Raw genomic sequence first — 19,278 nt, forward strand, 5'->3', positions numbered from 1 at the left:
TCGGAGGTGAGGTGCATGTCCGGTCTCGGAGACGCCTTCAACAAAGTCAAAAGGACGGCCGAGAAGAACAGCGAGAAGATCGCTGAACAGGTCGAGAAAGTCGCGAAGACCGCGAAGCGGAAGACCGGCAGCGAACACGACGACAAGATCGACAAGGCCAGTGGGACGGCGACCGAATACCTCCGCAAGCGGGCAGAGAAGGAGCGAACAGAGCGCGACGAGCAGTGATCCGCTGCAGCGCGAGCGGCCCCGGGCCACGGGCCCGGGGCCGTCCTGTTTGGCGCCCGTGGCCTCCCGGGCTGCAGGCCTCCCGCGCCGGGCGGCGCGGCGCCAGGAAACTCTTAGGGTAACCTCACCTATTGCGGCGGTCGTCCGGCCGCGCCCGGAATGAGCTGGGACGAGACGGGACGGCAGGTGCCGGTCAGCGCGGATGCCGCACCGGTGCATCCACTCGGCAGGACCCGCGGGTATGAAGAGGAGCGGACCCAGGTGACGCCATCGGACAAGCCGTGCCGGCTCGTGGTGTGCCGTGGTTGCTGCTGCGGTACCCGCAAGAAGCGCCCCGGCGTCGACCACGAGGGGCAGCTGCGGCGGTTGAGCGAGGTGCACGACCACAAGGGGCGCGATATCCCCGTGCGTGTCAGCGAGTGCCTCGACATCTGCTTCCAGGCCAACGTCGTCGTCGTGCACCCCTCCTCGCAGGGGCGCGCCCGGGGCGGCCGCCCGGTGTGGTTCGGTGAGATGACCGAGGAGCGCCTCATCGAGGAGCTCGACGACTGGATCTTCGAGGGCGGGCCCGGCGTCGCCCCGATTCCGGAGTCCCTGGAAATCCACGTGACCTCCAAGGACGCCAAGAAACCGAAGAAGGCCAAGAAGGCCAAGAAGGAAAAGAAGGCGAAGAAATCCGCCGAGGCGCCCGCCGGGCCCCTCCCGGCGAAGCAGCGGCCCGCCAAGAAGGAACGCAAGAAGAAGAGCAAGAAGGCGTAGGCGCGGGCTCCGCCGCCCCGGCGTCACCGGCTCGACGGGGTGCCCGGCCTCTCCTGCGAGGCGAACTGGGTGCGGTACAGCGCCGCGTAGAGGCCGCCCTGGGCCAGCAGCTCCTCGTGGGTTCCCCGCTCCAGGATCCGGCCGTCCTCCAGGACCAGGAGCAGATCGGCTTCGCGCACCGTCGCCAGCCTGTGGGCGATCACGAGGGAGGTCCGCCCGGTCAGCGCGGTCCGCAGCGCCTCCTGAACGGCGGCCTCGGACTCCGAGTCCAGGTGCGCCGTGGCCTCGTCCAGCACGACGACGGACGGGGCCTTCAGCAGCAGCCGCGCGATCGCCAACCGCTGCTTCTCACCACCGGAAAGCCGGTACCCGCGGTCGCCCACCATCGTCTTCAGGCCATCGGGCAGGGTCTGCAGAAGCTGACCGAGCTGGGCGGCGCGCATCGCCTCGACCAGTTCCTCGTCGGTGGCGCCGGGCCGGGCGTAGCGGAGGTTCGCCCCGACGGTGTCGTGGAACAGCTGCGGGTCCTGGGTGACCACGCCGACGCTGCCGCGCAGCGACTGCGACCTGGCGTCGCGCAGGTCCAGCCCGCCGATCCGTACGCTCCCCTCCGTCGGGTCGTACAGCCGCGAGACCAGGTGGGTCAGGGTCGTCTTACCCGCGCCCGAGGGGCCCACCAGCGCCACCAGCCGCCCCGGCTCGGCGGTGAACGAGACCTCGCTCAGCACCTGGGTGTTCTCGATGGTCTCGGCGTGCGGCGTCAGCTCCAGTGAGGCCAGCGAGGATTCGTCGGCGCTGGGGTAGCGGAACGAGACGTGGTCGAACTCGACGGTCAACGGGCCGTCGGGCAGGTCCCTCGCGTCGGCCTTCTCCTCGACCATCGGTGTGAGGTCCAGGACCTCGAAGACCCGGTCGAAGCTGACCAGTGCGGTCATGATCTCCACGTGCACGTTGGACAGCGCCGTGACCGGAGCGTAGAGGCGAGCCAGCAGCGTCGTCAGCGCCACGAGGGTTCCCAGCTCGAAAGCACCGCTGATCACCAGGTTGCCGCCCACGCCGTAGACCACGGCCGTGGCGAGGGCGGTGATCAGGCCGAGCAGGGTGAACAGCAGCCCGCCGAACACGGCTTGGACCACGCCTATGTTGCGCACCTGGGCCGCCTGCCGGGCGAACCCCTCGGACTCCTCCTCGGGCCTGCCGTACAGCTTCACCAGCATCGCGCCGCCGACGTTGAACCGCTCGGTCATCAGCGAGCTCATCTCGGCGTTCAGGTCCATGCCGTCGCGGGAGATCCTGGCGACCTTGCGGCCGATGAACTTGGCGGGCAGCACGAACAGGGGCACCAGCAGCAGCGCGATGAGAGTGATCTGCCACGAGAGCAGCAGCATCGTGGTCACCACCGCGAGGGTGCTGATCACGTTCGACACCACCGATTGCAGTACCGAGGTGATGGCGCGCTGGGCGCCTACGACATCGGTGTTCAGCCGGCTGATGAGCGAACCGGTTTGCGTGCGGGTGAAGAACGCCATAGGCATCCGCTGGACGTGGGCGAACACCTGGGTGCGCAGCAGGTAGATGACGCCTTCGCCGATACGCGCCGACAGCCACCTGCCGGTCAGCCCCAGCGTGGCCTCCAGCAGCGCGAGCACGGCGACCGCGATCGCCAGCCAGACCACCAGGGTGCTGTCCTGCCGCGCGACGCCGTGGTCGATGATCGTCTTGAGCAGCAGCGGGTTGGCGACGACAATCGCCGAACCGACCGATGTCACCAGCACGAACAGCAGAATGGACCGCCAGTGCGGCCTGGCGTACTCGCCGATCCTGCGCACGGTTCCCGGAGACAGGCTGGTGCTTTTGGCGCTGCCGTCGTTGACCAGGGACCGGTAAATGGGTGGTCCGCCACCCGTCATCATTGTGAACCCCGTATCGTCTCGCGCGTTCTCTCCGCGGATGCCGCGGCTGGGACAGCAACGTCAACACGGACCGGCATTGGCTGCTTCCCACGATCCCCGGCGAAGGGCCCAGGGGAATTACGCCGGTCGCGGAACGGGCCGATCGGCGACGCCTCGCGGGCAGGTGCTACAGGGATGTCGTGAGTCTGCCAAGCGCGCTGGTGGTGGAGCGGCCGGGAGTCAGCGGCAGCTCCCACGTCTCGGCTCCCAGGGCCTCGGCTCCATGCCGCTTGGCCTCGGTGTAGGGATCACCGATGGTGAAGGCCAGGGCGGAGGGGGCCAGCGGGCGTAGCAGGTCGGCGTAGGCGTCCCAGCCCGTGACCTCCGGCGGCCCGGAGATGATGAACACGGCGTCGGTGCAGCGAAGGGCGCTGAGCACCTCGGCGCGTTCGTCGGCCGGGTTCACCGGCCGCTCCGGCCCCTTCCAGGCGCTGACGCGTTCGTCGTCCTCGACCCCGATCACGAGGGGGAGGCCGCGTTCGCGGATGCTGCGCAGGAAGCGCACGTGCCCTACGTGCAGTACGTCGAAGACCCCGGTGACAACGACGGGGGTCGATGCGGCGGAGGGCGCGGAGGACCACCGCAGCTCGAGTTCCCCCGCACGCGCCGACTCGGGACTCGTCATCAGCTCCAACCTCGCAACCCAAGCGCACGATCGACCCTGGGCCGCCATGCCGGCGTGGCCCGCATCGATAACATACCCGCGCCAGGGACGTCCCTGGTATGGCCGGGTCCGGCAATGAGGCCTCTGCCGCGCAGCAGGGCGCCCGCTGGAACGACCAAGGGCCAGGCGGTCGGGGTCGTCCGGTCACCTGGCCCTTTGTCGTGCGGAGCGGGCGACGGGAATCGAACCCGCATGGCCAGCTTGGAAGGCTGGAGTTCTACCATTGAACTACGCCCGCGTGGCATCAGCCCGCCTGAGTTTCCTCTAGACTCGTTGAGCCGACGGGGACAAGACTACAGTCTCCACAGCGCTGGTTGTGCCACCTCCCGGTGGTGCCCGCGCGAGGTCCACGGGGAGTAGCGCAGCTTGGTTAGCGCGCATGCTTTGGGAGCATGAGGCCGCGGGTTCGAATCCCGCCTCCCCGACGATGACGTTCGTGGTCCGCGGACGTGCGGCGTCAACGGGCCGTGAGCAGCCGCGTATCTGCCGTAGACTCGGCACGATCAGCAGAAAACTGCGAGATCAGATCCAGTGCTTTCGTCAGAGCCCGGCGCCACGGTCCGTGCCCGCCGGTGCTTGCCGTATACCGGGGCCGGGCAGTGTGCCGCGGATCGTCCCGGAAAACAGCCGGAAATCTAGGAGTACCGCCCCGTGAAGACCGATGTCGAGGAGCTCAGCCCGACCCGGGTCAAGCTGACCGTCGAGGTTCCCTTCAAGGAACTCGAGCACGCCTTCGACGAGACATACAAGTCGCTCGCCAAGCAGGTCCGGATCAAGGGCTTCCGCCCGGGCAAGGCGCCGGCTCGGCTGATCGACCGCTACGTCGGGCGCGGAGCGGTGATCAGCGAGGCGGTGAACCACGCCGTTCCGGAGCTCTACAACCAGGCCGTCCAGCAGCAGGAGCTCTTCACGCTCGGCCAGCCCGACGTGGAGATCACCAAACTCGAGGACAACGACGAGCTCGCGTTCACCGCCGAGGTCGACGTCCGGCCGAAGTTCGAGGTCACCGATTACGAGGGCCTTGAGGTGACCGTCGACGACGCGGAGGCCACCGACGAACAGGTCGATGAGCAGGTCTCCAACCTGCGTGAGCGCTTCTCCACCCTCGTCGGCGCGGACCGCCCGGTGCAGGGAGGCGACCACCTCTCCATCGACCTCTCCGCCGCCATCGACGGTGAGAAGCTGGAGGACGTGCAGGCCAGCGGGATCTCTTACGAGGTCGGCACCAACACCATGCTCGAAGGGCTCGACGATGCCCTGGAAGGCATGTCGGAGGGTGAGTCGAAGACGTTCGCGACGACGCTCGTCGGCGGTGAGTACGAAGGCAAGGAGGCCGACGTCACCGTCACCGTCCACACCGTCAAGGTCAAGGAGCTTCCCGAGCTCGACGACGAGTTCGCTCAGATGGCGAGCGAGTTCGACACCATCCAGGAGCTGCGCGACGACGTCCGCTCCCGCATGGAGCAGACGCGCCATCTGCAGCAGCTCTCCCAGGCGCGCGACCGGGCGCTGGAGCAGCTCGTCGAGTCCATCGACGTGCCGCTGCCGGAGTCGGTCGTCGAGGACGAGATCACGCGCCGCCGCGAGAGCCTGGAGAAGCAGCTTGAGCAGAGCGGCCTGACCAAGGAGGCCTACCTCGAGTCGCAGGAGCAGACCGAGGAGGAGTTCGAGGAGGAGCTCACCAAGGGCGCGCACACCGCCGTCAAGGCCGGGTTCATCCTCGACCAGCTCGCTCTGCAGGAGGAGTTGTCCGCCGACCAGAGCGAGCTCAGCCAGTACGTCGTCGAGCAGGCCCAGCGCATGGGAGTCTCTCCGGACCAGCTCGCGCAGCATCTCGTCGAGTCCAACCAGATCCGCGTCGCCTACACTGAGGTCGTCCGCGCCAAGGCGATGGAACTGGTCCTGGAGAAGGCCAGGATCACCGACGAGTCGGGCAACGTGATCGAGCAGGAGAGCGAAGAGCGGCAGACCGAGCAGGACACCGCCGACGCCGAGGAGGGCGAGCCCACCGAGACCCCGGAGGGCGACGCCCCGGAGGCGGCCTCCGAGACGGCCTCTGAAGCGACGGAGACCGAGAGCGCGGAGGCGAAGGACACCGAGAAGTAAGCTCGCCCCGGCCTCCTCGGTCCGCGGCCGCGCGGACGCGGAGCCCGCGCCCCGCGCCATCCTGTTCAGGAGTCGGCGCGGGGCGCGTTCACTTTTTGCGGAAACCGCACGTCAAACGGCTTTATACCTGCGCTCAAAGCGAACAGCGCTGCCATCCGTACCAAGCAGGGGGGCGAGGAGCGTTAGTGTCGCAAGCGTCGCAACCGTTTCGATTTCGGAGCAGGTGACGAGAGTGCCGCCGACCAATGATGAGTCCATGCGAATCGACGCCCGTACGGTCGAGTCGCCTCTTCCCTCGCTTTACGAGCAGACGTCTCAGCGCCTGCTGCGCCAGCGCATCATCTTCCTCGGCCAGCAGGTCGACGACGAGATCGCCAACCGCATCGTGGGAGAACTGCTACTGCTGTCCGCCGAGGACAGGAACCGGGACATTACGCTTTACGTCAACTCGCCGGGCGGTTCGGTGACCGCCGGTATGGCGATTTACGACGTCATGCAGTACATCCCCAACGATGTCCGGACCGTGGGCATGGGGATGGCCGCCTCCATGGGGCAGATGCTGCTGTGCGCCGGGACGCAGGGGAAGCGCTACGCGCTCCCGCACACCCGTGTCATGATGCACCAGCCTTCGGGTGGTATCGGGGGTACCGCCTCCGACATCCGGATCCTGGCCGACCAACTCCTGTACGTGAAGAGGCTGTTCATGGAGCGGGTCTCGTTCCACACGGGCCAGAGCGTGGAGCAGCTCGAGAAGGATTCCGACCGGGACCGCTGGTTCACCGCGCGGGAGGCCCGGGACTACGGCTTCATCGACGAGGTGCTAGAGGGCACGCTCGACGTAGCCGGTGAGAGCAGTTGATCGGAGATCCAGCCCGTTTGGATAGGTGCAGTGTGGAAGGCCCGAACATGACCGAGTACAACCCAAGCCCTTACGGCGGCGGCATGGCACCGATGGCCCCGCAGAGCCGGTACATCCTCCCGTCCTACGTCGAGCGCACGTCGTACGGCGTGAAGGAGATGAACCCGTACAACAAGCTCTTCGAGGAACGGATCATCTTCGTCGGCGTGCAGATCGACGACGCCTCCGCCAACGACATCATGGCGCAGCTGATCACACTGGAGCAGATCGACAGCGATCGGGACATCCAGATGTACATCAACTCGCCGGGTGGGTCCTTCACGTCGCTGATGGCCATTTACGACACGATGCAGTTCGTGCGCCCGGACGTCCAGACAGTGTGCATCGGCCAGGCGGCCTCGGCCGCCGCGGTGCTGCTCGCCGGGGGGTCCAAGGGCAAGCGGGGCTGCCTGCCCAACGCTCGGATCCTGCTGCACCAGCCGGCCACCGAGGGGACGTACGGCCAGGCCAGCGACATCGAGATCCAGGCCAACGAGATCATGCGGATCCGGGAGCAACTGGAGAAGACGCTCGCCCGGCACACCGGCCGGTCGGCGGAGCAGATCTCCAAGGACATCGAGCGAGACAAGATCCTCACCGCCGACGAGGCCGTGGAGTACGGGTTGATCGACTACGTCTTCCCGTACCGCAAAGCGTCCTTGAAGGGCTGAGGCGAGCAGGTCGCTCCCGAAACCGTTCGAGCGAATCGGGTCGGCGGAACACACGCCGGAGAGTGCTACGTGGTGAAGCCGGCCCGCTTTTTCGCTTAGTCTCGGGGGAACGACGCACAGCCCGCCCGTCCGAAATCGGCACCGGGAGCGCATATCCTGCAAGAGCGGTAGCTTGCGCACGAGAAGGGCGTGATACCGCCTCCGGGATACGGGGACGCCCGCGAGGGACGACCCCTTACCGCTTCGGTGGCTCGCTGGCGGGACGGCCTACGTTTTAAGGAGTAGCTGGGTGGCACGCATCGGCGACGGTGGAGACCTGCTGAAGTGCTCGTTCTGCGGCAAGAGCCAGAAGCAGGTGAAGAAGCTCATTGCCGGCCCCGGTGTCTACATCTGCGACGAGTGCATCGACCTGTGCAACGAGATCATCGAAGAGGAGCTCGCCGACACCACCGAGCTGAAGTGGGACACCCTTCCCAAACCTCGGGAGATCTACGAGTTCCTCGACTCGTACGTGATCGGCCAGGAGACCGCGAAGAAGGCGCTGTCGGTCGCGGTCTACAACCACTACAAGAGGGTGCAGTCCGAGGGCGACCGCCCGCGCGACGAGGATGTCGAGATCGCCAAGTCCAACATCCTGCTTCTGGGCCCCACAGGTTCCGGGAAGACGCTGCTCGCCCAGACCCTGGCCAAGATCCTGAACGTCCCCTTCGCGATCGCCGACGCGACCGCGCTCACCGAGGCCGGGTACGTGGGCGAAGACGTCGAGAACATCCTCCTCAAACTGATCCAGGCGGCCGACTACGACGTCAAGAAGGCCGAGACCGGGATCATCTACATCGACGAGGTCGACAAGGTCGCCCGTAAGAGCGAGAACCCCTCGATCACCCGGGACGTCTCCGGCGAGGGCGTGCAGCAGGCGCTGCTGAAGATCCTGGAGGGCACCACCGCGAGCGTGCCCCCGCAGGGCGGGCGCAAGCATCCGCACCAGGAGTTCATCCAGATCGACACCACGAACGTGCTGTTCATCTGCGGCGGCGCCTTCGCCGGCCTGGAGAAGATCATCGAGTCGCGCGTGGGCAAGCAGGGCATGGGCTTCAACGCCGTGCTGCACTCGCAGGACACGGGCGACGCCGCCGACCAGTTCTCCGACGTCATGCCCGAGGACCTGTTGAAGTTCGGGCTGATCCCGGAGTTCGTCGGGCGGTTGCCGGTCATCACCAGCGTGCACAACCTCGACCGCGAAGCCCTCATCAGGATCCTGACCGAACCCCGCAACGCCCTGGTCAAGCAGTACCAGCGGCTGTTCGAGCTGGACAACGTCGAGCTGGAGTTCAGCGACGACGCCCTCGACGCGATCGCCGAGCAGGGCATCATCCGCGGCACCGGTGCCCGCGGCCTGCGTGCGATCATTGAGGAGGTCCTGCTTTCGGTGATGTACGAGGTGCCCAGCCGCGAGGACGTCGGCCAGGTGATCATCACCCGGGAGGCGGTGCTGGAGCACGTCAACCCGACCATCGTGCCCCGCGCCAAGCTCGCCTCCGAGCGCGAGGAGAAGAGCGCCTGAGCGGATCCCCGCCCAGGGGCGGGCCCCAGGAGCGTCAGTCCTCGATCATGCCGCGCATCCGCGCGATCTCGGCCCTCTGTTCGGCGATGACGTCAGAGGCCATCGTGCGGATCGCGGAGCTGTCGCCGTCGACGAGGATGTCCTCGGCCATTGAGACGCCGCCCTCGTGGTGGTCCACCATTAGTTCGACGAACAGTTCGTCGAACTCGGCCCCGGTCACCTCCGCCAGCTCCGCCAGCTCCGCCTCGGTGGCCATCCCCGGCATGTCGGAGTGGTCCACGTCAGTGGGGCAGTCCTCGTCGTGGTGGGAGGTCCCTTCCTCGTCGAGCCCGCAGTAGTTCTGGTGGTTGGGGTTCTCCTTGGCCGGGCCGTAGACGTTGGTCTCCAGCCACCCCTCCATCGCCTCGATCTCAGAGCTCTGCGCGACGGAGATACGGTCGGCGATCCCCTTGACCCCGTCGTGTTCGGCGCGGTCCTCGGCCAGTTCGGACATCTCGAGCGCCTGCTTGTGGTGCTCGATCATCTTGGCCATGTACTCGACGTCGGCTTCGTTGTGGCCGCCGTCCTCCGCCGCGGACTCAAGCCGCTCCTCGCTCGCGGGGGAGGGAGAGTCCCCCGGCGCACCGGGGTCCAGGACGGGCGGGCCCTCGGCGGAGTCCGATCCCGTACAGGCTGACACCGCGACCAGCGTCGCGGCCCCCGCTGCCAGAACCCAACGGTGCACGAGCGCTCCTTCCGCCGCAGTCCAGGAGGATGTTTCTCCTGGGTGCTCCCTCCAGGTTCTACATCATTGCCCTGGTGCCCTGTCCAGGGTGAGGAAAGTTTCCTTCCTGTCACGGTGTGTAGTTTACCCGGCTGATCTGCGGCAATATGTTCAAGACAAAACCGAATATTCTGCTCCTCTGTACACCGGAATACTGACCTGTGTATTTTTTTCATGTTTTCGGTGTGCACCGGACAAGGAGTTCACATGCCGACATCCCCCGTACGATCCAGAAGACCGGGTTCGGGTCGAAGAGCGGGGCGCGCTGGGATCGCGCTCCTCGGTACGGCCGCCCTGACCCTGAGCATGGCGCTCCTGCCCTCCGCGGCCGGCGCCTCCGATATCCCGCCGGTGGACGAGGTCGTCACCAGCGACAACATCGAGCACCTGGCGAATGTCCCGCACCAGCCGCCCCTGGACGGGGCGGGCTCCACCGGCACCGACCTGGCCTTCACCGGTGACTACGCCATCGCCGGCAACTACAAGGCTTCGTCGTCTACGACATCTCCACCCCGTCCGACCCGCAGGCCGTCAGCCGGGTGCTGTGCGAGGGTGGTCAGGGAGACGTCTCGGTTAGCGGCGACCTGCTGTACTTCTCGGTGGACTACCCGCGCGAGGGGGAAGAGTGCGGCAGCCCTGAGAGCAGCCCGGCCGACCCGGACGCCTTCGAGGGGATCCGGATCTTCGACATCTCCGACAAGACCCAGCCGCAGTACGTCTCGGCGGTGCGCACCGACTGCGGTTCGCACACCAACACGCTGGTCCCGGGCAAGGACGGCGAGACCGACTACATCTACGTGTCGTCCTACGCCCCCTCCGAGGACTTCCCGAACTGCCAGCCGCCGCACGACAAGATCTCGATCATCGAGGTCCCGCGCAGCGACCCGGCCTCGGCCGAGGTCGCCAACGCCCCGGTGCTGTTCCCGGACGGGGGCAACGAGGACCAGGACGGCCTGCTCCGGCCGACCGAGGGCTGCCACGACATCACGGCCTACCCCGAACTCGACGTCGCGGCGGGCGCATGCATGGGCGACGGGATCCTGATGGACATCAGCGACCCGCTCGAACCCGAGGTCATCGAGCAGGTGCAGGATGAGAACTTCGCGTTCTGGCACTCGGCCACCTTCGGCAACGACGCCTCCACCGTGTTCTTCACCGACGAGCTCGGCGGCGGTGTCGCGGCCACCTGCAACGAGGAGGTCGGCCCCGAGCGCGGCGCGAACGCCTTCTACTCCGTCAAGGGCAAGTTCGACAGGGGCAAGAAGCCGCCGAAGCTGAAGTTCGACGGCTACTTCAAGCTCCCGCGGCACCAGTCCGACACCGAGAACTGCGTGGCCCACAACGGATCGCTGATCCCGGTGCCCGGTAAGGATTTCTTCGTGCAGGCCTGGTACCAGGGAGGCGTCTCCGTCCTGGACTTCAACAAGTCCAAGAAACCCAAGGAGATCGGCTACTTCGAGCGCGGGCCGGTCTCAGACGAGAACCTGGTCACCGGCGGCTCCTGGTCGGCGTACTACTACAACGGCCACATCTACTCGTCGGACATCACGAAGGGCTTCGACGTCCTCAAACTGACCGACAAACGGACCGACCCGGCCGAGGACGTCACCTACGACGAGTTCAACCCGCAGAGCCAACCGCGCTACGGCCGCTGACGCGGCGCCCGGCCCACGCAGCCCGGCCCACCCCGGAAGGGGTGGGCCGGGCTGATCGCGTTTCCGGCCTCGGCCGATGGAGGCGGGCCAAGGCCGTCGGTCCCTCTCGGCACTTTTCTATGCGGTGAACAGCCGCTCGGTGTCGGCGCCGATGAGATCCAGGATCCGGCCGGTGAAATAGACCGTGCCCAGCACCAGTACCCGGTCGCCGAGTCCCGCGAGCGTCTCCGGGGTCAGGCTCGCGGCGTTCCTGCGTCCCCAGTGCTCCGGTGCCCTGTGACCGAAGCGCAGGTGGGCCTCGGCCAGTGTCACGGCTGTGACGGGCAGTCCGTCGAGCTCGGCCGCTGCTCCGTCGACGTCCTTGTGGTCGGGCAGGCACAGCAGAACGTGGTCGATCCCGCCCCAGTGCCTCCGGGCGTGCGCGATCGCCGCGGCGACACCGGTGCGGTTGATCGCCGAGTCCACGATCAGCTCGGCACCGGGTATCCGGTGGTGGGAGAGCCGTGCCGGGAGACGCACGGAGGACAGCACCTCCGCGATCCGGTGCGGCGCCGCGGGGGGACGCCCCAGGAGCTCCAGCAGCCGCCGGGCGGCCGCCTCGCCCAGGTGGGCCGAGGCGGCGGAGAGGCCGTGGGGCGGAGTCCACCCCGTCGGGCCGGTGTCCGGCGGGCGCACGGTCTGCGGCCGGGTGCCCTCAGCGGCGACCTTGCGCACCATCCGGTCGACGACCTCCGCGATCTCGGAGGACTGGGGGAGGCGCAGGAACGCCTCGGTGCCGGTGCCGGCCACGGCCGCCTTCTCCTCGGCGATCTCCGCCACGGTGTCGCCGAGGACGCCGATGTGCTCGGCGAACACGCTGGCCATCGCGACCACGCGCGGACCGATCAGGCGCAGTTCGTCCCCGCGGCCGCCCATACCGGCCTCCAGCACGCAGGCATCGGCGTTTAGCGGCGCGCCCGCAGCAGGCCGGCGATGTGGAACAGTCCGCTGGGAGCGAGGTAGCCGCCGTCCGCGGGGAGCAGCCGGCGGCGCGCGGCCTCGATCTCCTCGGCGAGGGCGGCGATCTCGGCGTCGCCGGAGGCGAGCCCGTTGACCCGGACACGCTCGCGGTGAGCGCGGAAGCTGGGACCGGTGACCGTCACCACACGCAGGCCCGCGGCGGCCAGGTGCGCCGAGGCGTAGGTCGCGGTCGTCCCTTTGCCCTTGGAGCCCACGACCCCGAGGACGGGAACGCCGGACGGCTCGGGAAACCCCAGCTCGCGCATGAGGTCGGCGGCCCGGGAGAGGCTCCGCTGCCGGCCCGGGCGGCGCTCCCGCCACTCCTGGAAGAAGACGTCGATACTCGCCATGGTTCCCAGTACAGCAGGCCGGGGCCGGCGTGCGAATGAGTAGGCTGGAGAAGTGTGCACACCGACCCAGCGCATGACCGTTGGTTCTGCGCGGTGTAGGCCCTTGCCTTTAGGCGTGGGGGTAGCCGTGCCGCCGTGCTGGGTGTCGTTCGCGCCAGGCGTCAAGTTCCTTGATCGGCCAAAGCGAGGTGCGGCCGATCTTGGTCGGCCGGGGGAAGTCGGGGTCGCGGTTGGCGAGGTTGTACAGGGACTGCCGGTGGATACCGAGCCGCTGCGCGGCCTGCTCAGAAGTGAGGTAGTCGGACAGGTCCATGAGTCCACGGTAACGGCGAACAGTAGTTCAACTACTGGTAAATTCGGGGTGGTTCAGGTACTCGATCGGGGGTGTGGGATGCGGCTCAGATACCGGTACCGGCTCTACCCCACTCCCGGGCAGTGCGTCGCGCTCGCCCGCGCATTCGGGTACGCCCGGGTCGTATTCAACGACTTCGTCGCCGCACGCGACCAGGCCCACCGGGCCGGGGAGAAACCCCCCTCCGGTGGGGCGCTTCAGAAGAAGCTGATCACCGAGGCGAAGAAGACCCCTGAACGCGCGTGGCTGAGCGAGGTGTCCAACATCGTGCTCCAGCAGGCCGCCCGGGATGCCGAGACTGCGTATCGCAACTTCTTCGCCTCCTTCAACGGACACCGGCGCGGTGCCCGCATGGGAGCCCCTCGGTTCCGCTCCCGCAAGGATCACCGGCAGGCCATCCGCCTGCATTCGGGCGGGTTTCGTGTCCGGGACAATGGGCGCTTGAATCTCGCCCGTATCGGGGATGTGCGCGTGGCTTGGTCGCGTGACCTACCCTCGGCTGCGACCTCGGTCACGGTCATCAAGACCGCCGACAGCCGGTACTTCGCTTCGTTCGTGGTCGAGACCGACCCCGACAACCACGGCGAGCACCTTCCCGCGGTCGTGGATAAGCACGGCGACGTGGAACTTGCCCTCGACCTGGGGCTGAACGCGTTCGCCACCGACCAGCGTGGACGGGTGATCGACAACCCGCGCGTGCTGCGCCGAGCCGAACGGCGCTTGAAGAAGGCCCAACGCGCCCTGTCTCGCAAACAGGAAGGGTCGGCCAACCGGGCCAAAGCACACGCACGGGTCGCCCGCCTGCACGCCAAGGTCACCGACACGCGAGCCGACTGGCTGCACAAGGTCACCACGAGGATGATCCGCGAGAGCCAAGCGATCTACCTCGAAGACCTGAGCGTGAAGGGCCTGGCCCGGTCCCGGCTGGCCAGGTCGGTGCACGAGGTCTCATGGGGCCGGTTCATGTCCCTACTGCAGTACAAGGCCGCCCGGTACGGGCGCACCGTGGTCACGATCGGCCGGTTCCACCCCAGCACCAAACTGTGTTCGCGGTGCGGGGCGTTGCAGGAGATGCCCTTGTCCGCCCGGATCTACCGGTGCGGGTACGGGCTTGCGTTGGACCGCGACCACAATGCCGCACACAACATCCTCGCCGCCGGACGGGCGGAGAGACAAAACGCCTGTGGAGACCAGGTAAGACCGCCCTTCGGGGTGGCGCAGGTCGCCGAAGCAGGAACCCACCGGAGTGCACGATGAGTGCGCAGGAGGAATCCCCCGGCTTTAACCGTGGGAAGGACGTCAAGTGAGTAAGAGCAGCCCCCGCGGACGGTACGCGCAGGTCGCGGCCGAGATCAGCGCCCGCCGTGTCGAGACCGACATCGACCCTTCGACCGACCGGATCCGCGAGCTCATGGATCTGCTCGGCGATCCGCAGCGCAATTACCGGATCATCCATCTGACGGGGACGAACGGCAAGAGCTCCACCGCGCGGATGATCGACGCCCTGCTGCGGGAGCGGCACCTGCGCGTGGGGCGCTATACCAGCCCGCATCTGAGTACCATGCGCGAACGCATAGTCGTGGACGGCGAACCCGTCTCCGAGGAGCGGTTCGTCGAGGTCTACGAGGACATCCGCCCCTATGTCGAGATGGTCGACGCCGGCGGTGACGTGGCACTGTCGTTCTTCGAGGTGCTGACGGCCATGGCCTACGCGGCGTTCGCCGACGCGCCGGTGGATGTCGCGGTGGTGGAGGTCGGTATGGGCGGCTCCTGGGACGCCACCAATGTCGTCGACGCCGACGTCGCCGTTGTCACCCCCATCGCCATCGACCACACCGAGTTCCTGCCCGACACCGTCGAGGGCATCGCCGAGGAGAAGGCGGGCATCATCAAGCCCGGTTCGATCGCGGTGCTCGCCCAGCAGCCGCTGGCCGCCGCCGAGGTGCTGATGCGGCACGTCTCCGAGGTCGGCGCGCGGGTGGCCCGCGAGGGGCTGGAGTTCGGGGTGGCGCACCGCGACGTCGCCGTCGGCGGCCAGAGTCTTGCGCTGAAAGGGCTGCGCGCCGCGTACGAGGACCTTTTCCTGCCGCTGTTCGGAGCGCACCAGGCCGGGAACGCCGCCGTAGCGGTCGCCGCCGTCGAGGCCTTCGCCGCGCCGGTCGAGGGGGACGACCGGCTCGACCCGGAGCTGATCGGTTCCGCGCTGTCCGGGGTCGACTCCCCCGGGCGGTTGGAGGTTGTGCGGCGCAGCCCCACTGTGCTGATCGACTCCGCGCACAACCCCGCGGGGATGGCGGCGTCGGTGGAGACCGTGGAGGAGGCGTTCTCCTTCACCCGGCTCGTCGGGGTCGTGGCGATCATGGCCGACAAGGACGTCGAGGGCATCCTCGAACCGCTCGAACCGCTGCTCACCGAGGTCGTGGTGACCCGCAACTCCTCGCCGCGCAGCCTGCGGCCGGAGGAGCTGCACGAAGTCGCCGAGAGTATCTTCGGGGCAGAGCGGGTGCACGTCGCTCCGCGCATGGACGACGCCATCGACAGGGCCGTCACCCTTTCTGAGGAGACCGACGAGTTCGGCGGCGCCGGTGTACTCGTCACAGGTTCGGTCGTCACCGCCGGCGATGCCCGCCACCTGATGAAAGGGGAATAGCGATGCGTACGCTGTGCGCGGTGGTGCTCGCGTTCGAGGCCGTCGTCATCGGCCTGGCGGTGCCGGTCGCCATCCAGCTCGGCGGCCATTCCCCGGCCCTGGCGGGAGGAGTCTGGGGCGGGCTGGCCGTGGCCGCGCTGCTGCTCGCCGCCCTGCAGCGCTTCCGCTGGGCGTACTATGCCGGGTGGGTGCTGCAGATGGCGCTGGTGACCAGCGGGTTCCTGGTTCCGGGCCTGGTCGTTCTGGGCGTGATCTTCGCCGGCCTGTGGATCGCCGCCATCGTCGTGGGGACCCGGACGGACGCGCTGCGGCAGGCCGCGGAGCGGGAGGCGGCCCCCGAGACCGGGGGCAGCGAAGAGGGCGACAAGGACGAAAGCGCCGCGCAACGCTAGCCGTTATGCCCGTAACTCGCCCGGATAAGGCGCGCTAAGCGGTAAGGTTACGGACAGCCGGTTGCGGTTTCCCAGTGATGATCCTGCCGAAACCGGTACCCGTTCACCCGACTTCCAGCAGCCGAGGGAGACAACTGACGTGGAGCGCACCCTTGTTCTGATCAAGCCCGACGGCGTGCGTCGCAACATCATCGGCGAGATCATCTCCCGGATCGAGCGCAGAGACCTGCGCATCGTCGCGATGGACCTGCGTACGCTCGACAGCGGCACCGCCAAGAAGCACTACGAGGAACACTCCGAGCGTCCGTTTTTCGACTCGCTCGTCGAGTTCATTACCGGCGGTCCTTTGGTGGCTATGGTGGTCGAGGGCGAGCGTGCCGTCGAGGCGTTCCGGGCGCTGGCCGGCGCTACCGACCCGATTGCCGCCGCCCCCGGCACGATCCGCGGTGACTTCGCGCTGGAGGTGCAGCAGAACATCGTGCACGGCTCGGATTCCACCCACTCCGCCGAGCGCGAGATCAAGCTGTTCTTCCCCGAGCTGGACTGACCTCGGCCGCCGACCGGAGGAATCGGTGCGCCGGGGAACCCCGGCGCTTTTTGCGTCCACGGAGGCCGTAACGATCCGGTGTGTTTGCGTAGCTAGGTGAACGCCGAGAGTTACGATGCGAGTGCTGAATCCGCATACGTGCTGGAACGAGCTCGTATTGACCGCCCTGGCATAGTGCACCCGATTGGTGCCGATGAGGACGTTTCATGAGCAAGAACAATCTCGCCTTTCTCGGCCGTGATATGGCGGTCGATCTCGGTACTGCCAACACCTTGGTGTACGTACGGGGCCGAGGCGTTGTCCTGAACGAACCATCGGTCGTCGCGCTCAACACGTCCACGGGCAAGATCGTTGCGGTCGGTATCGAGGCGAAGCAGATGATCGGCCGTACGCCGAGCAACATCACGGCCGTGCGCCCACTCAAGGACGGTGTCATCGCCGACTTCGAGATCACCGAGCGCATGCTGCGCTACTTCATCCAGAAGATCCACCGGCGCCGGCACTTCGCCAAACCGCGCCTCGTCGTCGCCGTGCCGAGCGGGATCACCTCCGTCGAGCACCGCGCCGTGAAGGAAGCCGGCTACCAGGCCGGGGCCCGCCGCGTCTCGATCATCGAGGAACCCATGGCCGCCGCCATCGGCGCGGGGCTTCCGGTGCACGACCCGACCGGCAACATGGTCGTCGACATCGGAGGCGGGACCACCGAGGTCGCGGTGATCTCCATGGGCGGCATCGTGACGTCCCAGTCGATCCGTGTCGGCGGCGACGAGCTGGACCAGGCGATCAGCATCTTCATCAAGAAGGAGCACTCGCTGATGATCGGGGAGCGCACCGCCGAGGAGCTGAAGTTCGCGATCGGCTCGGCGTATCCCACGGGCGGGGAGGAGCTGCACGCCGAAGTGCGCGGCCGCGACCTCATCAGCGGTCTGCCCAAGACCGTGGTGCTTTCGGCCGCCGACGTCCGGCAGGCCATCGAGGAGCCGGTCTCCTCGATCATCGACGCGGTCCGCACCACGCTCGACAAGTGCCCCCCGGAGCTCTCAGGCGACATCATGGACCGCGGTATCGCCGTGACCGGGGGCGGCGCCCTGCTACGCGGGTTGGAGGAGCGGTTGCGCCACGAGACGGGGATGCCCATTCACCTCGCGGAGAACGCGCTGGACTCTGTGGCCATCGGTTCGGGCACGTGCGTGGAGAACTACGACCGGCTTCACCAGGTTCTCGTCCCGGAACGGCAGCGCTGAGATGCGGCGCGGCGCCCCTCGGCAGCGGCTTGTCCTCACCGTCCTGCTCGTCGTCTCGTGCGCCCTGGTAGTTCTGGACTCTCGGGAGGACACCGCTTTCGTCACCGACGGCGCCCGCGCGGCGGGCGAGATGGTCTTCACCCCGGTCTCCGCCGGGGTCTCCGCCGCTACGAGCCCGGTAGGCGACGCCTACCGGGCTCTCACGGCGGCCCCGAACGCGCGCGAGCGCATCGACGAACTGGAGGAGCGGAACCGCGAACTCACCGCCGAGCTCGAAGCGCGCGATCTCGACGAGCAGCGCTCAGCGGAACTGGAAGAGCTGCTGCACCTCTCCGGCCTGGGCGGCTACGAGATCGTGCCCGCGCAAGCGGTGACCCGGGTGGACTCGCAGGGCTTCTCGGACACGATCACCCTTGACGTCGGAGAGCGCGACGGGATCGAGCCGGACATGACCGTCGTCAACGGCGACGGGCTCGTCGGCCGTGTCCTGCGGGTCGGAACGAAGACCGCGACCGTCCTGCTGCTCACGGACGGGGCCTCCTCCGTCGGAGCCCGCCTGGAAGGGGCGAGCGAAATGGGCATAGCGCACGGGACGGCGCGGTCCCTCGACGAGTCCTCGTCGATCCGGTTCGAGCTGCTGGACGCCGACGCGAGCGTGTCTTCGGGGGAGCGGCTCGTCACTATGGGCTCGCACGGCGGCACCCCGTTCGTGCCGGGCGTCCCGGTCGGCACGGTCAAGGAGGTCCAGGACACGCCGGGTGCGCTTACCCGGACGGCGGAGGTCACCCCCGCGGTCGACATCGGTTCGCTGAACATCGTCGGCGTGGTCGTCAGCGAACCCGAGAGGGATCCCCGCGACTCGGTGCTGCCGCCCAAGCCCGACGAGGACGCGGCCCAGGCGCCCCGAGACGACGGGGCGGAGGACGAGGAATGAAAGGGCTGACGACGGTCCTGCTCCTGGTGTTCGCGGTTCTGGTGCAGGTCGCGGCCATCAACAGGCTTCCACTGCCATGGGGGATGGGGCCGGACCTGGTGGTGCTCGCCGTCGTGGCGGTCGCCCTCGGCTCCACCCCGGTGGGCGGCGCCGTCGCAGGGTTCTCCACCGGACTGGCCCTCGACGTCCTGCCGCCGGCCGACCACGAGATCGGCCGCTACGCCCTGGTGCTGTGCCTGGGCGGCTACCTGGTGGGCCGGCTGCGGGATTCCCCCCGACACTCGCGGCTGTGGCCGTACCTGGTGGCCTTCGGGGCGGCCTTCGGTGTCGGGCTCGGCTTCGCCCTCGTCGGTCTGGTGCTGGGCGACCCGCGGGTGGGCGTGGCGACCTTCCTGTTCTACGTCCCCCTCTACGCCGGTATGACCGTGCTGGTGAGTCCACTGCTGCTGGCTCCGGTGCTGAAGCTGCGGCGCTACCTCTCCAAGAACGAGTTCCCCGATATCACCGACGCCTCGTGGGTCAGTGGGGGGGTACGGCTGTGAGACGGCTC

The 19,278-nt window shown here is 67.8% G+C and carries 17 protein-coding genes, 2 tRNA genes and 2 pseudogenes; 15 read left to right on the forward strand and 6 right to left on the reverse strand.

The annotated features are described in order from the left end of the window. Window positions 1-15: 15 nt before the first annotated feature. Together VS93_RS08995 and VS93_RS09000 are read left to right on the forward strand one after the other, a co-directional pair. Window positions 16-228: an antitoxin gene (locus VS93_RS08995; RefSeq protein ID WP_046469516.1), complete on the forward strand. Its 213-nt coding sequence runs from the start codon at window positions 16-18 to the stop codon at window positions 226-228. A gap of 261 nt (window positions 229-489) precedes the next feature. Beyond that, window positions 490-987: a hypothetical protein gene (locus tag VS93_RS09000; RefSeq protein WP_046469550.1), complete on the forward strand. Its 498-nt coding sequence runs from the start codon at window positions 490-492 to the stop codon at window positions 985-987. A 23-nt stretch (window positions 988-1,010) separates the two neighbouring features. Here the strand turns inward: VS93_RS09000 and VS93_RS09005 are convergent, their stop codons facing one another. The 3 genes from VS93_RS09005 to VS93_RS09015 all read right to left on the reverse strand — a co-directional run bounded on the left by VS93_RS09005 (window position 1,011) and on the right by VS93_RS09015 (window position 3,841). Further along, on the reverse strand, window positions 1,011-2,897 hold the full coding sequence (locus VS93_RS09005; protein ID WP_394298806.1) for an ABC transporter ATP-binding protein: 1,887 nt from the start codon (window positions 2,895-2,897) through the stop codon (window positions 1,011-1,013). Between the two features lie 169 nt (window positions 2,898-3,066). Next, window positions 3,067-3,564, reverse strand: a complete 498-nt coding sequence (locus VS93_RS09010; RefSeq protein WP_082126745.1) for an adenylyltransferase/cytidyltransferase family protein — start codon at window positions 3,562-3,564, stop codon at window positions 3,067-3,069. A 206-nt stretch (window positions 3,565-3,770) separates the two neighbouring features. Beyond that, a tRNA-Gly gene (locus VS93_RS09015) sits at window positions 3,771-3,841 on the reverse strand. A gap of 112 nt (window positions 3,842-3,953) precedes the next feature. Between VS93_RS09015 and VS93_RS09020 the strand changes: the two genes are divergently transcribed. The 5 genes from VS93_RS09020 to clpX all read left to right on the forward strand — a co-directional run bounded on the left by VS93_RS09020 (window position 3,954) and on the right by clpX (window position 8,842). Continuing rightward, window positions 3,954-4,028 (forward strand) — tRNA-Pro (locus VS93_RS09020). Window positions 4,029-4,254: 226 nt separating this feature from the next. Beyond that, entirely contained in the window at window positions 4,255-5,709 is a 1,455-nt protein-coding gene (tig, locus tag VS93_RS09025) for a trigger factor (protein WP_046469518.1), read from the forward strand. A gap of 256 nt (window positions 5,710-5,965) precedes the next feature. Then, window positions 5,966-6,568: a ClpP family protease gene (locus tag VS93_RS09030; protein WP_082126746.1), complete on the forward strand. Its 603-nt coding sequence runs from the start codon at window positions 5,966-5,968 to the stop codon at window positions 6,566-6,568. A gap of 47 nt (window positions 6,569-6,615) precedes the next feature. Next, window positions 6,616-7,278, forward strand: a complete 663-nt coding sequence (locus VS93_RS09035) for an ATP-dependent Clp protease proteolytic subunit (RefSeq protein WP_046469519.1) — start codon at window positions 6,616-6,618, stop codon at window positions 7,276-7,278. A 289-nt stretch (window positions 7,279-7,567) separates the two neighbouring features. After that, the gene (clpX, locus tag VS93_RS09040) at window positions 7,568-8,842 is read left to right on the forward strand and encodes an ATP-dependent Clp protease ATP-binding subunit ClpX (RefSeq protein WP_046469520.1); all 1,275 of its coding nucleotides are present in this window, start codon (window positions 7,568-7,570) and stop codon (window positions 8,840-8,842) included. Window positions 8,843-8,876: 34 nt separating this feature from the next. Here clpX and VS93_RS09045 read toward each other — a convergent pair whose 3' ends face one another. Then, window positions 8,877-9,566 (reverse strand): DUF305 domain-containing protein, encoded by a 690-nt coding sequence (locus tag VS93_RS09045; RefSeq protein ID WP_046469521.1) that lies wholly within the window; start codon window positions 9,564-9,566, stop codon window positions 8,877-8,879. A 246-nt stretch (window positions 9,567-9,812) separates the two neighbouring features. Here VS93_RS09045 and VS93_RS09050 point away from each other — a divergent pair. Continuing rightward, window positions 9,813-11,260, forward strand: a pseudogene (locus VS93_RS09050) (LVIVD repeat-containing protein). Between the two features lie 117 nt (window positions 11,261-11,377). Here VS93_RS09050 and VS93_RS09055 read toward each other — a convergent pair. Together VS93_RS09055 and VS93_RS09060 are read right to left on the reverse strand one after the other, a co-directional pair. Continuing rightward, window positions 11,378-12,609 (reverse strand): annotated as a pseudogene (locus VS93_RS09055) (hypothetical protein). A gap of 109 nt (window positions 12,610-12,718) precedes the next feature. Next, window positions 12,719-12,922, reverse strand: a complete 204-nt coding sequence (locus VS93_RS09060; RefSeq protein ID WP_046469522.1) for a helix-turn-helix transcriptional regulator — start codon at window positions 12,920-12,922, stop codon at window positions 12,719-12,721. Between the two features lie 78 nt (window positions 12,923-13,000). On the opposite strand from VS93_RS09060, the gene VS93_RS09065 reads away from it, so the two are divergent. The 7 genes from VS93_RS09065 (at window position 13,001) to mreD (ending at window position 19,270) form a co-directional block, all read left to right on the forward strand. After that, complete coding sequence (locus VS93_RS09065) at window positions 13,001-14,218, forward strand: RNA-guided endonuclease InsQ/TnpB family protein (RefSeq protein WP_046469523.1); 1,218 nt, start codon at window positions 13,001-13,003, stop codon at window positions 14,216-14,218. A gap of 46 nt (window positions 14,219-14,264) precedes the next feature. After that, entirely contained in the window at window positions 14,265-15,611 is a 1,347-nt protein-coding gene (locus VS93_RS09070; RefSeq protein WP_046469524.1) for a bifunctional folylpolyglutamate synthase/dihydrofolate synthase, read from the forward strand. A gap of 2 nt (window positions 15,612-15,613) precedes the next feature. After that, on the forward strand, window positions 15,614-16,003 hold the full coding sequence (locus tag VS93_RS09075; RefSeq protein WP_046469525.1) for a DUF4233 domain-containing protein: 390 nt from the start codon (window positions 15,614-15,616) through the stop codon (window positions 16,001-16,003). A 139-nt stretch (window positions 16,004-16,142) separates the two neighbouring features. Beyond that, on the forward strand, window positions 16,143-16,550 hold the full coding sequence (gene ndk / locus VS93_RS09080) for a nucleoside-diphosphate kinase (RefSeq protein ID WP_046469526.1): 408 nt from the start codon (window positions 16,143-16,145) through the stop codon (window positions 16,548-16,550). Window positions 16,551-16,756: 206 nt separating this feature from the next. Beyond that, a complete protein-coding gene (mreB, locus tag VS93_RS09085) occupies window positions 16,757-17,794 on the forward strand; it encodes a rod shape-determining protein (protein WP_173434283.1) in 1,038 nt (345 codons plus the stop codon). A gap of 1 nt (window position 17,795) precedes the next feature. Then, entirely contained in the window at window positions 17,796-18,728 is a 933-nt protein-coding gene (gene mreC, locus VS93_RS09090) for a rod shape-determining protein MreC (protein WP_046469527.1), read from the forward strand. Further along, window positions 18,725-19,270, forward strand: coding sequence for a rod shape-determining protein MreD (mreD, locus tag VS93_RS09095; protein WP_046469528.1), 546 nt, complete (start codon window positions 18,725-18,727; stop codon window positions 19,268-19,270). The genes mreC and mreD overlap by 4 nt, the downstream gene beginning before the upstream one ends. Window positions 19,271-19,278 lie beyond the last annotated feature (8 nt).

Origin of the sequence: Allosalinactinospora lopnorensis, assembly GCF_000981225.1 — a bacterium.
Lineage (GTDB): Bacteria > Actinomycetota > Actinomycetes > Streptosporangiales > Streptosporangiaceae > Allosalinactinospora > Allosalinactinospora lopnorensis.

Coding starts and splice junctions, on each gene's coding strand:
- VS93_RS09005 (WP_394298806.1), bottom strand. CDS start 2,897: ATGACGGGTGGCGGACCACCCATTTACCGGTCCCTGGTCAACGACGGC.
- VS93_RS09075 (WP_046469525.1), top strand. CDS start 15,614: ATGCGTACGCTGTGCGCGGTGGTGCTCGCGTTCGAGGCCGTCGTCATC.
- mreC (WP_046469527.1), top strand. CDS start 17,796: ATGCGGCGCGGCGCCCCTCGGCAGCGGCTTGTCCTCACCGTCCTGCTC.
- VS93_RS09030 (WP_082126746.1), top strand. CDS start 5,966: ATGCGAATCGACGCCCGTACGGTCGAGTCGCCTCTTCCCTCGCTTTAC.
- VS93_RS09010 (WP_082126745.1), bottom strand. CDS start 3,564: ATGACGAGTCCCGAGTCGGCGCGTGCGGGGGAACTCGAGCTGCGGTGG.
- mreD (WP_046469528.1), top strand. CDS start 18,725: ATGAAAGGGCTGACGACGGTCCTGCTCCTGGTGTTCGCGGTTCTGGTG.
- mreB (WP_173434283.1), top strand. CDS start 16,757: ATGAGCAAGAACAATCTCGCCTTTCTCGGCCGTGATATGGCGGTCGAT.
- VS93_RS08995 (WP_046469516.1), top strand. CDS start 16: ATGTCCGGTCTCGGAGACGCCTTCAACAAAGTCAAAAGGACGGCCGAG.
- VS93_RS09065 (WP_046469523.1), top strand. CDS start 13,001: ATGCGGCTCAGATACCGGTACCGGCTCTACCCCACTCCCGGGCAGTGC.
- VS93_RS09035 (WP_046469519.1), top strand. CDS start 6,616: ATGACCGAGTACAACCCAAGCCCTTACGGCGGCGGCATGGCACCGATG.
- VS93_RS09060 (WP_046469522.1), bottom strand. CDS start 12,922: ATGGACCTGTCCGACTACCTCACTTCTGAGCAGGCCGCGCAGCGGCTC.